This window comes from Pseudooceanicola sp. DL12, assembly GCF_056270665.1.
The window spans coordinates 1,884,352-1,899,621 of the sequence record NZ_CM149884.1 but is presented as its reverse complement, the minus strand read 5'-3'; the positions used below and the strand labels follow the sequence as shown (position 1 = coordinate 1,899,621).

14 protein-coding genes are annotated in these 15,270 nt (G+C 65.8%); 11 read left to right on the top strand and 3 right to left on the bottom strand.

All coding sequences use genetic code 11. The features are described from left to right. Positions 1 to 22 precede the first annotated feature (22 nt). The 6 genes from minD to AC0WR5_RS08865 all read left to right on the top strand — a co-directional run bounded on the left by minD (position 23) and on the right by AC0WR5_RS08865 (position 4,621). Complete coding sequence (minD, locus tag AC0WR5_RS08890; RefSeq protein WP_475868321.1) at positions 23 to 841, top strand: septum site-determining protein MinD; 819 nt, start codon at positions 23 to 25, stop codon at positions 839 to 841. A 1-nt stretch (position 842) separates the two neighbouring features. After that, positions 843 to 1,118, top strand: coding sequence for a cell division topological specificity factor MinE (minE, locus tag AC0WR5_RS08885; RefSeq protein ID WP_475868319.1), 276 nt, complete (start codon positions 843 to 845; stop codon positions 1,116 to 1,118). Positions 1,119 to 1,446: 328 nt separating this feature from the next. Next, positions 1,447 to 2,421: a RadC family protein gene (gene radC / locus AC0WR5_RS08880; protein ID WP_475868317.1), complete on the top strand. Its 975-nt coding sequence runs from the start codon at positions 1,447 to 1,449 to the stop codon at positions 2,419 to 2,421. 538 nt (positions 2,422 to 2,959) lie between these two features. After that, on the top strand, positions 2,960 to 3,586 hold the full coding sequence (locus tag AC0WR5_RS08875) for a YitT family protein (RefSeq protein ID WP_475868315.1): 627 nt from the start codon (positions 2,960 to 2,962) through the stop codon (positions 3,584 to 3,586). A 62-nt stretch (positions 3,587 to 3,648) separates the two neighbouring features. Next, positions 3,649 to 4,275: a YitT family protein gene (locus tag AC0WR5_RS08870; protein ID WP_475868313.1), complete on the top strand. Its 627-nt coding sequence runs from the start codon at positions 3,649 to 3,651 to the stop codon at positions 4,273 to 4,275. A gap of 13 nt (positions 4,276 to 4,288) precedes the next feature. Further along, on the top strand, positions 4,289 to 4,621 hold the full coding sequence (locus tag AC0WR5_RS08865) for a DMT family transporter (protein ID WP_475868311.1): 333 nt from the start codon (positions 4,289 to 4,291) through the stop codon (positions 4,619 to 4,621). 116 nt (positions 4,622 to 4,737) lie between these two features. On the opposite strand, the gene AC0WR5_RS08860 is transcribed toward AC0WR5_RS08865, so the two are convergent. Further along, a complete protein-coding gene (locus AC0WR5_RS08860) occupies positions 4,738 to 5,610 on the bottom strand; it encodes an NAD(P)-dependent oxidoreductase (RefSeq protein WP_475868309.1) in 873 nt (290 codons plus the stop codon). 78 nt (positions 5,611 to 5,688) lie between these two features. Between AC0WR5_RS08860 and AC0WR5_RS08855 the strand changes: the two genes are divergently transcribed. The 5 genes from AC0WR5_RS08855 (at position 5,689) to hflX (ending at position 13,030) form a co-directional block, all read left to right on the top strand. Next, a complete protein-coding gene (locus tag AC0WR5_RS08855) occupies positions 5,689 to 8,196 on the top strand; it encodes a penicillin acylase family protein (protein WP_475868307.1) in 2,508 nt (835 codons plus the stop codon). A gap of 186 nt (positions 8,197 to 8,382) precedes the next feature. Further along, positions 8,383 to 9,756: a Trk system potassium transporter TrkA gene (gene trkA / locus AC0WR5_RS08850; RefSeq protein ID WP_475868305.1), complete on the top strand. Its 1,374-nt coding sequence runs from the start codon at positions 8,383 to 8,385 to the stop codon at positions 9,754 to 9,756. Positions 9,757 to 9,771: 15 nt separating this feature from the next. Beyond that, positions 9,772 to 11,307 carry a TrkH family potassium uptake protein gene (locus AC0WR5_RS08845; protein ID WP_475868303.1) on the top strand — a complete coding sequence of 512 codons (1,536 nt, stop codon included), beginning with the start codon at positions 9,772 to 9,774 and terminating at the stop codon, positions 11,305 to 11,307. Between the two features lie 131 nt (positions 11,308 to 11,438). Continuing rightward, positions 11,439 to 11,678 carry an RNA chaperone Hfq gene (hfq, locus tag AC0WR5_RS08840; protein ID WP_193082548.1) on the top strand — a complete coding sequence of 80 codons (240 nt, stop codon included), beginning with the start codon at positions 11,439 to 11,441 and terminating at the stop codon, positions 11,676 to 11,678. Beyond that, complete coding sequence (gene hflX / locus AC0WR5_RS08835; protein ID WP_475868953.1) at positions 11,678 to 13,030, top strand: GTPase HflX; 1,353 nt, start codon at positions 11,678 to 11,680, stop codon at positions 13,028 to 13,030. Before hfq ends, hflX begins: the two co-directional genes overlap by 1 nt. Before the next feature lie 126 nt (positions 13,031 to 13,156). On the opposite strand, the gene AC0WR5_RS08830 is transcribed toward hflX, so the two are convergent. Both AC0WR5_RS08830 and AC0WR5_RS08825 read right to left on the bottom strand, forming a co-directional pair. Further along, the gene (locus AC0WR5_RS08830) at positions 13,157 to 13,621 is read right to left on the bottom strand and encodes a DNA polymerase III subunit chi (protein WP_475868301.1); all 465 of its coding nucleotides are present in this window, start codon (positions 13,619 to 13,621) and stop codon (positions 13,157 to 13,159) included. Positions 13,622 to 13,634: 13 nt separating this feature from the next. Then, positions 13,635 to 15,095 (bottom strand): leucyl aminopeptidase, encoded by a 1,461-nt coding sequence (locus AC0WR5_RS08825; RefSeq protein ID WP_475868300.1) that lies wholly within the window; start codon positions 15,093 to 15,095, stop codon positions 13,635 to 13,637. Between the last annotated feature and the right edge of the window lie 175 nt (positions 15,096 to 15,270).

Here is a 15,270-nt window from a genome sequence, read left to right as displayed (position 1 = left end):
CCTTCCAGAGAGGAGTGCTCCCGTGAGCAAAATCATCGTTGTAACTTCCGGCAAGGGCGGCGTGGGCAAGACCACCTCGGCTGCTGCCATCAGCGCCGGGCTGGCACAGCGTGGCTTCAAGACCGTGGTCATCGACTTCGACGTGGGTCTTCGCAACCTCGATATGATCATGGGTTGCGAACGCCGCGTGGTCTTCGACTTCATCAACGTCATCCAGGGTGACGCCAAGCTGAAGCAGGCGCTGATCAAGGACAAGCGGCTCGACACTCTCTACGTGCTGCCCACCTCCCAGACCCGCGACAAGGACGCCCTGACCCAGGAGGGCGTCGAGAAGGTGCTGAACGAGCTCCGCGAGGAATTCGACTACATCATCTGCGACAGCCCCGCCGGCATCGAACGTGGCGCGCAGATGGCGATGTACTTTGCCGACGAGGCCGTCGTGGTGGCCAACCCCGAGGTCTCCTCGGTGCGCGACAGCGACCGCGTTCTGGGCCTGCTGTCGTCGAAGACCAGGCGCTCCGAGACCAACGATGCCGAGCCGGTCAAGGCGCAGGTCCTGCTGACCCGCTTCGACCAGGGCCGCATCGACAAGGGCGAGATGATGAACGTCGAGGACGTGATGGAGATCCTCGCCGTACCGCTTCTCGGCATCATCCCCGAGAGCCCCGCGGTGCTGCGCGCCTCCAACGTCGGCACGCCCGTCGTCCTCGACGAGCCCTCGGCCGCCGGCAAGGCCTATGCCGCCGCCGTCTCGCGCCTGCTGGGCGAGGACATCGCCATGAAGATCGAGGAAGACCAGAAGCCGGGTCTCTTCTCGCGGCTCTTCGGACGGACCGCCTGACATGTTCGGACTGCTTCGCCCCCGCAAGGCCCGCACGGCCGATACCGCAAAGGAGCGCCTGCAGATCCTGCTGGCGCATGAACGCAGCTCCGGACAGGGCTCGGGCATCGACATGGCCGCCCTGCAAAAGGAGATCATCGAGGTGATCCGCCGCCATGTGGCCGTCGAGGGCGATGCCGTCGACATCCGCATGGAGAGCGAGGACGACCGCTCCGCGCTCGAGATCAACATCGAACTGCCGCAGGACGCCAAGAAGGACGCCAAGACGCGCGCCTGAGCGGATCCCGGATCACTTTCAGGGGCGTCCCGGCTTGCACCGGGGCGCCCTTTTTCCTGTGCCGCGCGTGCTCGACCGCACGTGAGAGGGGGCTCTGCCCCCGTCTCCTTCGGAGACTCCCCCGCCGTATTGGAGGAAAGATGAAGAACACGGCCTGCCCCCCCTCTCGCGCTCCTGCCGCCCTGCTGATGCAGCGAAGCCGCAGTGCCAGTGGTCCCGGGCGATCTCCGGATCATCGTTAACCGGTTCTTAATTCCGCATTGGAACCCTCTGATGGCCCCTTCCCGCGCCCGAATGGCGTTCCGGAGGGGCCTTCAAAGGTCATCCCATGCCCCGCACGCCGCCGAAATCCGCCTCTTCCCGCCCCATCAAGGCCCGCGACCTGATCGAGAAGGGCCGTGCCCTGCTGCAGCCCGGCCGCGGCACCCCCGCTGGGCGCCGGCCGCCCGGCCTGGAAGAGGCCGGCCTGCAGGACCTGCTTGCCCGTTCGGCGCCGCCCGATGCCTATGAGCAGGCCATCGAGCCCGCCGGCACCGCGGCCGGCCAGTCTCGCGCCCGCGGCCGCCTCTCGGCCGGGGAGGCCGCCGGCACCGGGCTGCTGCGCAATGCCGACGGGTCCTATCGGCCACATTACTGGGGCCACCGCGAGCGCCTGCGCCAGCGCTTCCTGACCGGCGGGCACGAGGCGATGCCGGAATACGAGCTGCTGGAGCTGCTGCTCTTCAACGCCATCCCCCGGATCGACGTCAAGCCGCTGGCCAAGCGCTTGCTGGAAACCTTCGGTGACCTGAACCGCGTGGTGGCCGCGCCCGAGGCACGGATCCTCGAGGTCGAGGGGGCCGACAAGTGGGTCTACCTGCAGCTGCGCATGGTCGAGGCCTTTGGCCAGCGCATGGCGCGGGCCCGCGTCATCAACCGCGAGGTGCTCTCCTCCTGGGATGACCTCGTCTCCTATTGCCACACCGCCATGGCGCACCGCGAGACCGAACAGTTCCGCCTGCTCTTTCTCGACACCAGGTACCAGCTGATCGCCGACGAGGCCCAGGGCAACGGCACGATCAACCACGTGCCAGTCTATCCGCGCGAGGTCATTCGCCGGGCGCTCGATCTCTCGGCGGCGGCGATCGTGCTTGTGCACAATCATCCCACCGGCGACCCGACCCCAAGCGAGGCCGACATCGACATGACCCTGCGCATTGCCGATGCCTGCGCCGCGGTCGAGATCAACCTGCTCGATCACATCATCATCGGTCAGGAGCGCGAGACCTCCTTCCGCGCCGAAGGATGGCTGCCGGGCGCCTGAGCCTCTCCCTGAATCCCCTGCTTCACTTCCGGTTTTCGGGGGCTTTCCGCGGCCGTTTCCGGCCCAGGCCCGGCCATTTTCGCACCGACGCAATACCGACGCGATACCGACGTAATACCGACGTTGGAATCCGCCGAATTCAACGGGTTAAAGATATGCATTTTTTGGAATTCAAAGGCCGGTTTTCGTGCGTCCGGGGCGCCCGACGATAAAGGGCCGGCGCCAGGCGCCGGCCCTCCCCGGGGAGACATCCGGGATTTGCGGGCCACCCTTCGCGCTTGGCAGCCCTGTCCGGGGTTCCAACGGCCACTTCCCCTCCCGGAGGGCCGCACCGGACATCCGGCGTTCTGGCCGGTTGCATATACAACATGTGACCCTGCCGCATCGTTCCCGAAAAAATCTCAGATCGGCGGGAACCGGCGCAGGAGTTTGGCAACCAACTGACACCGCTTGATTTTTTCCAGGACACGCCCCCTATGATTTCGCCGCGGCGCAGCGTATAATGGAAGCAATGCTGACCTAAATAGGTTGATCCGCAATGCCCTCTCCACTGACAATTCCCAACGAACTCCGCCAGTCGCACACCCCGCTGGAAGACCTGCAGGGCTTCTCCATCGCGCTGCTCACCGCCTCGGTCGGGCTGGTCTTTCTCTCCTCGCTCGGCTTCATCACCGGGCAGACGGCGGGGCTGGCGCTGATCATCTCCTATGTCACCGGCTGGTCCTTCGGGCCCGTGTTCTTCATCGTCAACCTGCCCTTCTATGCCCTGGCATGGAAGCGCCTTGGCTCGGAATTCACAATCAAGTCAATTATTTGCGTGGCCATCCTCTCGGTTCTGGTCGACTGGTTGCCGCAGGGCATGCAGTTCGCCTACCTCAATCCGATCCTCGGTACCGCAATCTTCGGGGTGCTGACGGGCTATGGGTTGCTGGGGGTCTTCCGGCACAAGGGCAGCCTCGGCGGGCTTGGGGTCATCGCGCTCATGGTGCAGGACCGCACCGGGTTCCGGGCCGGATACGTGCAGCTGATCATCGATGCCGTGCTCTTCGCGGTGGCCTATTTCCTCTTCGACACCCGCGTCGTGGCCTATTCGCTCTTCGGCGCCCTGATCCTCAACGGGGTCATCGCTTTCAACCATCGCCGCGACCGTTACATCGCCGACTGACGGCGCCTCTGGACAGGATCGCGCAGCCCGCCTACCAGTGATGGCAAAAGCTGGGGCCCTTGATGACCGACACGACCGAAAAACCACTGGAAACGCAGAAAAACCACACCCTGCTCGAGGACGCCCAAGGGCTGATTTTCGGGGCAACCATGGCCGCCTTCGGGGTCAGCCTGCTCACCGCCATGGGCCTCGTGACGGGCCAGACGGCCGGCCTGGCGGTGCTGATCTCCTATGTCACCGGGTGGAGTTTCGGCTGGGTCTTCTTCGTGATCAACCTGCCCTTCTACTGGTTCGGCTACCGCCGCCTCGGCCTGCGCTTCACGATCAAGACCTTCCTGTCGGTCAGCCTCCTGTCGCTGCTGTCCAAGCTGCTGCCGGGCCAGTACCAGATCGTCGAATTCACCCCCTGGGTCGGTGCCGTGCTCGTCGGCATGATCACCGGCGCGGGTCTGCTGGCGCTCTTCCGCCACGGCAGCTCGCTGGGCGGGATCGGCATCCTCGGCCTCTACCTGCAGGAAAAGACCGGTTTCCGCGCCGGTTACCTGCAGCTCGCCGTCGATCTCTGCGTCTTCGTCGGTGCGCTTTTCGTCATGCCGTTTCAAATGGTTATCTGGTCCCTGCTCGGCGCCGTCGTGCTCAACCTCGTGATCGCCATCAACCACCGCCGCGACTGGTACGTCGTCGCCTGAGGAGCTGTCGCCCATGCCCGCCTACCTGTCGCTGATCATCGCCGTGATCGCCGAAACGATCGGCACCACGGCCCTGCAGGCCAGCCATCAGTTCACGCGCCCGCTGCCCTCGGTCGTCACGGTCCTGGGCTATGCGCTGGCCTTCTACTTCCTGTCGCTGACCCTGCGCTCCATGCCGGTGGGCGTGGTCTACGCCCTCTGGAGCGGCCTGGGCATCGTCTTCATCTCGATCATCGGCTTCGTCGTCTTCGGCCAGCGCCTCGATCTGCCCGCCGTCCTCGGGATGCTGATGATCGGCGGCGGCATCGCGGTGATCCAGGTCTTCTCCAACACGGCGCCGCATTAGGCCGGCACGCATGAAAAAAGGGGCGCGACCGCCCCTTTTCATCTTTCCCGAAATACGGCCGCCGGAGGCATGGCCTGCCCCGGCAGGCCATCCAATCGCGGAATTATCCCAGAGACTTAACCCAGCATCGACAGGCGCTTGATCAGGCTCGAGGTATCCCAGCGGCCACCGCCCAGCTTCTGCACGTCCTTGTAGAACTGGTCGACCAGCGCCGTCACCGGCAGGCTCGCCCCGATCTCGTCACCGGTGGACAGGCAGATGTTCAGGTCCTTGCGCATCCAGTCGACGGCAAATCCGTGATCGAATTCATCTGCCAGCATCGTCTGATAGCGGTTCGACATCTGCCAGCTGCCGGCGGCGCCGGCGCTGATCACCTCGATCACCTTCTCGCCATCTAGGCCCGCCTTCTGACAGAAATGCAGCGCCTCGCTCAGCCCCTGAACCAGCCCGGCAATGGCGATCTGGTTGCACATCTTGGTCATCTGGCCCGCGCCGCTCTCGCCGATACGGCGACAGATCTTGGCATAGGCATCAATCACCGGCCGGGCGGCGTCGAAATCCGCCTCGTCACCACCGCACATCACCGAGAGCACACCGTTTTCCGCGCCAGCCTGGCCGCCGGAGATCGGCGCATCAACATAGCCCAGCCCCGCCGCCTTTGCACCCTGGTAGAGCTCGGCCGTCACACGCGCCGACACGGTAGTGTGATCCACCAGGATCGCCCCCGCCTTCATCCCGGCAAAGGCCCCGTCACCCCCGGTGCAGACCTGCCGCAGATCATCGTCATTTCCCACGCAGGTCATTACGAAATCGGCATCTTTTGCTGCCTCTGCGGGGGTCTTACCCAGGGCGCCACCATGCTCGGCCACCCAGGCCTCTGCCTTGCTGGTCGTGCGGTTGTAGACGGTCACGTCGTGGCCCTTCGCGGCCAGATGCCCGGCCATCGGATAGCCCATCACGCCCAATCCCAGAAACGCGACTTTCGCCATGGCTCAATCCCCTGTATTGCTGCAGTCCCGTGAAGTAGTGTCCGGCCCGGTACCGGAACGCAAGGGCAAGGGAAAAGAATGAGAAGTGTTTTCCGCTGGCTCCTCCGCATTGCCGGAGGCATGGTCATTCTTGCGGTCATCGTCATCGCCGGGATCTATTATCTCGGGGCCCGGTCTTTGCCGGATTACGACAAGACCCTGGACGTTCAGGGCATCTCGGACAAGGTCGAGATCGTGCGCGACAACGCCAATGTCCCGCACATCTTTGCCAGCGGTGCCGGCGATCAGGACGTGTTCTTCGGCCTGGGCTATGCCCATGCCCAGGACAGGCTCTGGCAGATGATCACCCTGCGGCGCACCGCCCAGGGGCGCCTCAGCGAGATCTTCGGCCCCCGCACGCTTCAGATCGACCGGCTGATGCGCCGCTACGACCTCTATTCCGCCGCCCGTGCCTCGGTCGAGGATCAGGATCCGCGCACCCGCGCCATCCTTCAGGCCTATGCCCACGGCGTGAACGCCCGCCTCGACGAGATCAACAGCGACGCGCTCGGCCGCGGCGCTCCAGAGATGTTCCTCTTCGACGTGCCGGTCGCGCCCTGGACGCCCGCCGATTCCATCGCCATAGGCAAGTTGCTGGCTGTACAGATGTCGGGCAGTCTGGCCAACGAGGTCGAGCGCGCCCGCGTCTCCCTCGCCCTGCCCGACCCCACGATGATCAAGGACATCCTGCCCGATGCGCCCGGTCAGCCCATCATCGCACTGCCGGAATATTCCGCCATGATGCCCGACGGCAGCATGCGCCAGATGGCCGCTGCGGGCGGACTGAACCTGCCCACCGATCCGCTTTCGCCCTTCCCCCAGCTCGACCTGGCCGGCGCCTCCAACGCCTTTGCCGCCGCGCCGTCGCGCTCGGCCACCGGGGGCACGCTGCTGGCCAACGACCCGCACCTGGGCTTCACGGCACCCACCATCTGGTACCTCGCGCGGCTCGAGCTGAAGCAGGGCGGCGTCATCGGGGCCACGATTCCAGGCATGCCGCTGGTGCTCTCCGGCCGGTCCCATTTCCTCGGCTGGGGCGTGACCTCCGCCTATGTCGACGACCTCGACGTGCACATGGAAGAGGTGAACCCCGACAACCCCGAGCAATACCGCACCCCCGACGGCTGGGCGACCTTCGAGACCAAGCGTTCGATCATCGACGTCAAGGATGCGGCCCCGGTCACCCTGACCCTGCGCTGGACGGAGAACGGCCCCGTCCTGCCGGGCAGCCACTATTCCCTCGGCTCCGTCACCCCGGCGGGCCATGTCGCCTCCATCAGCTGGACGGCCCTTTCGCCCGACGACACCACCCTGACCGCCGGCATCAACCTGATGTACGCCCGGAACATCGACGAGGCCATCGACGGCGCTGCGCCGCTGGTCGCCCCGGCGCTGAACCTGATGCTGGCGGATGCCGACACGATCGCCTTCAAGACCATCGGCGCCATCCCCGATCGCGATCCCCGCAACGAGAGCCAGGGCCGCATGCCCTCTCTGGGCTGGAAGTCGATCAACCGCTGGAAGGGCATCCAGCCCTATGCCGACAACCCCGAGGTCATCAACCCGCCCGAGGGGATCCTCGGCAATACCAACAACAAGACCGTCGACCACCCCTTCCCCGATCACGTCACCTTCGACTGGGGCGACACCCAGCGGATCCACCGCCTTCAGCGCCTGATGCAATCGCGCCAGGTGCACACCCGCGACAGCTTCATCGAGGCCCAACTCGACACCGTTTCCTTCACCGCGCGCTCTCTGCTGCCGCTGATCGGCCGCGATCTCTGGTTCACCGGTGATCCCGCGCCAAAGGGCACGCCGGAACGGCTGCGTCAGGATGCGCTGAACCTGCTGGCGTCCTGGAACGGCGAGATGAACGAACACATGCCCGAGCCGCTGATCTATGCCGCCTGGGTCCGCGCCCTGCAGGACAAGCTGATCCGCGACGAGCTCGGCCCGCTTGCCGATGATTTCACCCATCTTGACCCGGTCTTCATCGAACGGGTCTACCGCAACATCGACGGCGCCTCCCGCTGGTGCGACGTCATCCAGTCCACCGCCAAGGAAAGCTGTGACGACATCGCCAGGCAGAGCCTCGATGCCGCCCTGATCTGGATCACCGAGCGCTATGGCTCGAATCTGGAGAGCCTGCGCTGGGGCGACGCGCACCAGGCGGCTCAGGATCACCCGGTGCTGGGCGACATCCCGGTGTTGCGCTACTTCGTGAACATCCGTCAGAGCACCTCCGGCGGCGACAACACGCTGATGCGCGGCCAGACCAAGGGAACCGGTCCCGACCCCTTCCTCAACGTCCATGGCGCGGGCTATCGCGGGGTCTACGATTTCGCCGATCCCGACAGTTCCGTCTTCATCATCTCGACGGGCCAGTCGGGCCATCCGCTCTCCCGCCACTACGACGACCTGGCCCAGCTCTGGCGACGCGGCGAGTACATTCCCATGTCCCTCGACGAGGGGCTGGCGCGCGCCGCGGCCGTGGGGGTGACCGTGCTCGAGCCCGAAGGCCAGGGCACCGCGACCGCCAGCCGCTGACGGCCGGACCGCCCCCCCCCGGACCGCCCCCGGACATGCCCCAGCCAGCGGGGCTCTTTCGCGGGCTCGGATCCGTGGCCGAAACGCGCAGCCTTCCGGGCTCTCCGGGGGCCGCAGGGCTTTTGAATTGACCCCCTGCGCCCTCTCTGCCATGCAGGGCTTTCAGAGACAGCAGGAACCCTGGGTATGAAGGTCATCATCTGCGGCGCCGGTCAGGTCGGGTGGCAAATCGCACGTCATCTTTCGGGCGAAAACAACGATGTCACCGTTGTAGACAACAACCCCGACCTGGTGCGCCGCGCCACCGATACGCTCGATGTCCAGGGCATCGCTGGCTTTGCCTCCTATCCCGACATCCTCGACCGCGCCGGCGCCCGCGACGCCGACATGATCATCGCCGCGACCTTCTCCGACGAGGTCAACATGGTGATCTGCCAGGTCGCGCATTCCGTCTTTTCCGTGCCGCGAAAGATTGCCCGCCTGCGCGCGCGCTCTTATCTCGACGCGATCTACGCCGATCTCTACCGCCGCGACCACATGCCGATCGACGTGGTGATCTCGCCCGAGCTCGAAGTGGCAGAGGCCGCGCTGCAACGCCTTGCCGCGCCCGCCGCCTTCGATGTCGAACAATTCCTCGGCGGCCAGGCCCAGCTTCTCGGCATCATCATCGACGAGGACTGCCCGGTGGTGAACACCCCGCTGCGGCAGCTCACCGATCTCTTTTCCACGCTGCGCGCCATCGTCGTGGGCCTGCGCCGCGATGGCAACCTTTTCGCTCCGGAACCGGGGGATCAGATCTTTGCCGGCGACGAATGCTATGTCTGCGTTCATTCCGATGACGTCACCCGCTGCCTCGAGGTCTTCGGCAAGACCAACCGGCGGCAGGAACGCGTGGTCATCGTGGGTGGCGGCAACGTCGGGCTGACCGTCGCCAAGACACTGGAAGAAAAGCGGAAACTCCGCGCCAAGGTCATCGAGAAGAACCGCGGCATCGCCGAACGCGCTGCCGATGCGCTGGAACGCACCATCGTCCTGAACGGCGATGGCCTCGACAGTGCCCTTCTGGCCGAGGCCGGCATCGGTCGCGCCGACGCCATTCTCTGCGTCACCGACGACGACAAGACCAACATGCTCACCGCCGTGCGCGCCAAGGCGCTCGGCTGCCCCATGGCCATCGCTCTGGTCAACGATCCCACGCTGGTGCCGCTGATGGGCCCGCTGGGCGTCGACGCCTACATCAATCCGCGCGCCACGACGGTCTCCTCGATCCTGCGCCATATCCGCCACGGGCGCGTGCGCGGCGTCTATTCCATCGGCGATGCCGAGGCCGAGGTGATCGAGGCCGAGGTGCTCTCGACCTCGCCCATGACCGGCAAGCCGATCCGGGACATCCAGTTTCCCGAGGGCGTCCTCGTCGGAGCCGTGATGAAGAACGGCGAAGTCGTGAAACCCGGCGCCGACCTGGTGATCGACGAGGGCGATACCATCGTCCTGTTTGCCCTGGCCGCCGACGTCCCCGAGGTGGAGCGCCTGTTGCAGGTCTCCATCGACTACTTCTAGGGCCCGCCGCAGCGCATGCGCAAGCCGCCCGTACATACACGGCTCGAGGGACAATCCCTCTTCCTGCTGATCTCGGTCAGCATCTCCTTGTCCATGCTCCTGCCCGCCGGCGTCGCGCTGGCCCAGGAGAACTTCTTCGTGGCCCGCAATTTCTTCTACATGGCGCTGCTCGGCTCTGCGGCCGCCGGGCTGATCACCCTGGCCCGCGGCAGCCGCCCCGTGCTCTCCACCGGGCGCGCGGATCTCTTCGCGCTTCTGTCGCTCTTCAGCTCCTACGTCTTCCTGCCCTTCTTCATGGCCATTCCCTTCTGGGAGAGCCTGCCCGACACCCGCTTCCTGAACGCCTACGCCGAAATGGTCTCGAGCTTCACCACCACGGGCATGGCCTTCTACGACGATCCCCGCCGGCTCTCGGCACCGCTTCACCTCTGGCGTGCCCAGGTGGGATGGATGGGCGGCTTCATGATCTGGGTGGCCGCAGCGGCGATCATGGCGCCGCTCTCGCTCGGTGGCTTCGAGGTAACCGCCGCCGGCCGCGAACTGCATCAGACCCCCATCGACCGTTTCCAGCGTGCCAGCGTCATCCGCCGCGTGATCCGCGGCGCAACCCAGCTCGGTCCGATCTACGTCGGGCTGACGGCAGTGCTCTGGCTGGCGCTGCTGCTGGCGGGCGACCTGCCGCTGGTGGCACTCACCCATGCCATGTCGACGCTCTCCACCTCGGGCATCTCGCCGATCGGCGGCACCCAGAACGCCGCTTCCGGCATCCCCGGAGAGATCGCCATCGCGCTCTTCATGCTCTTCGCCCTCTCCCGGGTCACCTTCTCCTCCGATACCGTCACCTCGCGCATCGCGATCCACAAGGATCCGGAATTCCGCATGGGCATCGCCCTGGTGATCGTGGTGCCTCTCCTGCTCTTCCTGCGCCACTGGATCGCCGCCTTCGACGTGCAGGCCGGAGAGGATTTCGGCATGGCGCTCGGTGCGCTCTGGGGCTCGGTCTTCACCGTGCTGTCCTTCCTGACCACCACCGGCTGGGAAGGCTCGCACTGGGACACCGCACAGAACTGGTCGGGTCTTTCGACGCCCGGCATGATCCTGATGGGCCTGGCGATGATCGGCGGCGGCGTCGCCACCACGGCCGGCGGCGTCAAGCTCCTGCGGGTCTATGCCCTCTACCTCAACGGACGCCAGGAACTCGACCGCCTCGTACACCCCTCCTCCGTCTCGGGCTCCGGCGTGGCCGGCCGTCGCATCCGGCGCCAGGGCGCCTTCCACGCCTGGGTGTTCTTCATGCTCTTCGCGATGTGCCTGGCGGCGTCGATGGCGATGCTGGCACTTTTCGGGATCGCCTTCGAGGATTCCACCGTGCTCTCGGTGGCGGCACTCTCGAACACCGGCCCCCTGACCCAATACGGCGGTTCCCAGCCGATCGCCCTGGCCCAGCTTGCACCGGGCGCCAAGCTTGTGCTCTGTGCCGTGATGATCCTGGGCCGCCTTGAACTGCTTGCAATCATTGCATTGTTCAACCCGGATCTGTGGCGGGATTGACGCAAGCGCGTTTACCGGTCAACAATCCCTGTCGGGGGGGTGGTAACTTTTCCTGCCGCGTTTCATAATTGTCCCAAATCATCCGAAAAAGCCGCGAATGGCGATAAAAAATCAAAAAAGGCAAAACGAGAATGGCTTCCGATAGACAGAACCTGCAGGACGCATTTCTGAACCACGTCCGCAAGACCAAGGTTCCGGTCACGATCTTCCTGATCAACGGTGTGAAACTGCAGGGTGTGATCACCTGGTTCGACAACTTCTGTGTGCTGCTGCGCCGTGACGGTCAAGCCCAGCTTGTCTACAAACACGCGATCTCGACGATCATGCCGTCGCAGCCGATCTCCCTTTATGAAGGCGAAGACAACAATTGATAGGCCATGAGGCAGCGTCCACGCGCGCCTTCGTGATCCATCCCGACATGCCGCGCGAGCAAGCGCGGCACGCCCCGGACTACGCGCTGGCAGAGGCCGTGAGCCTCGCCCATGCGCTTCCGGGGCTCGACGTCGTCGGATCCAAGGTGGTGCGCCTGGTCAACCCGACCCCAAAGACCCTCTTCGGCTCCGGCAAGGTGCAAGAGCTGAAGGAGATGTTCGCCGAGGCAGAGACAGAGCTCGTCCTGATCGACGGGCCGGTCAGCCCGAAACAGCAACGCAATCTGGAAAAGGCCTGGAACGTCAAGATCCTCGACCGGACCGGCCTGATCCTCGAGATCTTCTCGGATCGCGCCCGGACCCGTGAGGGTGTGCTTCAGGTGGAAATGGCCGCATTGGCCTATCAGCGCACCCGGCTCGTCCGGGCCTGGACCCACCTGGAACGCCAGCGGGGCGGCCTCGGTTTCGTCGGCGGCCCCGGCGAAACCCAGATCGAGGCCGACCGCCGGGCCATCGACGAACAGCTGGGCAGCCTGCGCCGGCAGCTGGCCCGCGTCGTGAAGACCCGCGAGCTGCACCGCGCCGCCCGCGCCAAGGTGCCCTTCCCGATCGTCGCGCTGGTGGGATACACCAACGCCGGCAAGTCGACGCTCTTCAACCGGGTCACCGGGGCCGACGTGCTGGCCAAGGACATGCTCTTCGCCACGCTCGATCCCACCATGCGCCGCGTCAAGCTCGAGACCGGGGCCGAGGTCATCCTCTCAGACACCGTGGGCTTCATCTCCGACTTGCCGACGCAACTGGTCGCGGCCTTCCGCGCGACGCTGGAAGAAGTGCTCGAGGCCGACCTGGTGCTGCATGTGCGCGACATCTCGCACCCAGAGAGCGCCGAGCAGAAGGCCGATGTCGAGGATATCCTCGCCGATCTGGGCCTCGACGAGAGCGTTCCCGTCCTCGAGGTCTGGAACAAGATCGACCTGCTGCCGGAGGACGAGAGCGAACAGTTGATGACCCGCGCTGCCCGTGACCCCGAGATCCTGCCGATCTCGGCGATCACAGGCGCCGGGCTGACAGCGATGCTGGCAGAGGTCACACGCACCCTCGATGCGGAACGCAAGACCGAGACGATCACGCTCGACTTCTCCGACGGCAAGGTGCGCGCCTGGGCCTACAAGGAAGGCATCGTGCAGGGCGAGCGCCAGACCGAGGACGGGCTGGAACTCGACGTGCTCTGGACTGCCCGCCAGTCCGCATCCTTCCGCGCCATGACGAACCGCGCGGCCCCCGAGGCCGACGTCTCCGGAGAGGATGACGACACAGGCGGCAACGGCGAAGGCTGGAGCCCCATCTGATCGTTTCCCTGTTTCAAATATCCTCCGCGAAGCGATGACGCGCAGCGTCATGCCGGCACTTGGTCCGGCTTCGCCGCACCAACCCTTCGGGGAGGATATTTGGGAACAGGGAAACGGAGATAGCGCCTATGTTCCGGCGCTCTCGGCCTTTTTCTCCCAGTGTCCGGATTCTTCCGACCAGTAGACCGACGGACACCCCGCAGCGGTCAGCGCCTTCCACTGCGTCCTGGCATGGGCCACCGCCGGCTCGTCATGGCCGTCGAAGAGGATACAGGCGCGCTTCAGCTCCCCCACCTCGGCCGGCTCCAGGGCCGCGCCATCGATGCTCATCAGGCAGTCGGGCCTGTTCGCCGCCTGGCCCAGGGTCAGCAGGATCGGCTGCAGATCCGCATGGGGGTTCTTGTCCTGGCCATGGGGCAGGAAATCCTCCTCGCGTCCAAGCCAGAGTTTCTGGTCGAGCCAGTCGAGGCGGTCGGCATCACTGCCCCGCACCGCCACCCGCCAGCCGGCTTTCAGCGCCCGTGGCAGAAGGTTCTGCAGCGCGCCGTCCACCGTGGACCGGGTCAGGTGATAAAAGTAGACCTCGCCCATCGGGCTGCCCTTCTCAGCTCTCGAACCCGTCGGCAACAAGCCGGTTCAGCGCCATGACGCCCCAGCCGGTGGCGCCCGCCGGCGCCAGGGCCGTGCCGCCCTTGATGCTGGCCACGCCCGCGATGTCGAGGTGGATCCAGGGCGTTTCGTCCTTGACGAAGCGCTTGAGGTACTGTGCCGCGGTGATCGAGCCTGCAGGGCGTCCGCCCACGTTCTTCATGTCCGCCACCCGGCTCTTCAGCAGGTCGTCATAGGCCTGCCCCAGCGGCATCCGCCAGGCGCCCTCGCCCTCGGCGCCCGCCGCCTTCAGGAAGGCATTGCACAGCGGGTCGCTGTTGGAAAAGACGCCGGCATTCTCGTGCCCGAGCGCCACGATGCAGGCCCCGGTCAGAGTCGCAAGGTCGATCATCGCCTTGGGCTGGAACCTTTCCTGCGCGTACCACATGACATCGCAGAGCACGAGGCGCCCCTCGGCATCGGTATTGATCACCTCGACCGTATCGCCCTTCATGCTGCGCACAACGTCGCCGGGGCGCGTGGCGTTGCCCGAGGGCATGTTCTCGACCAGGCCGACGAGGCCCACGACATTCGCCTTTGCCTTGCGCAGGGCCAGCGTCTTCATGGTGCCGGCCACGGTGCCTGCGCCGCCCATGTCCATGGTCATGTCTTCCATGCCCCCCGCGGGCTTCAGGCTGATGCCCCCGGTGTCAAAGACCACGCCCTTGCCGATCAGCGCCAGCGGCGGCTCGTCCTTCTCGCCGCCGGTCCACTGCATCACCACCACCTTGGAGGGGCTGTCGGACCCCTGGCCCACCGCCAGCAGCGCGCCCATGCCCAGCTCGTCCAGACGGTCCTCCTCGAGCACCTCGACGCTCAGCCCGAGGGGCTCGAGCGCCAGCAGCTCCTCGGCGAAACTGGTGGTCGTCAGCACGTTGGCCGGCGCATTCACCAGGTCCCGCGCAAAGAAGATCCCCTCGGCCACCGCCTCGATAGCCTCCAGCCCCTCGAAGGGCTTGGCTGTCATGACTGTCACCGCGCCCTTCGGCCGCGCCTTCTCTGTCTTCTGCGCGTCATATTCATAGGCCCGCAGCATCAGCCCGAGGGCCAGTTCGCCCGGGGCGTTCAGGCTCGCCGCCAGCAGCAGCATGCCCTCTTCCCCCAGCAGCTTTGCCAGCTTGCCCCCGGTCTTTCGCAGCAGCGCGGCTTCCGCCCGGCGCGGCAGCAGGACGATGTCCAGCGCCTCTGCCGCAAGGCCCTGTGGCCAGGCCAGGGTGATCACCTCGCCCGCCTTGCGGGCGGCAAAGCTCTCCGCCTCTACCAGGCGTGCCACCGCACCGCGGGTCAGCTTGTTCACGCGCCGCGCGACCACCGACAGGCCCCCCTCGGGATCGAGCACAAGCGCCACGCGCCCCGGCTGCGAGGCGATCGCCTCGAGGTCCGTTTCGGCGAATTTCAGGCTGAGAGGGTTCGTCACGGGCTTTCTCCTGCTCTTTTCCGGGGGGGCATCTGCGGGCCTCTGCCCGGCCATTTCGCCAGAGGCTATCGCGGCGGGCGGCCTTTGACCAGAATGCAGTTTTCCCGGCCGGAGAAAGCCGCTAGACTTGGCGTCAAGGACCTGCCGGGGTGCAGGAATAACCCTGTGCACTCGG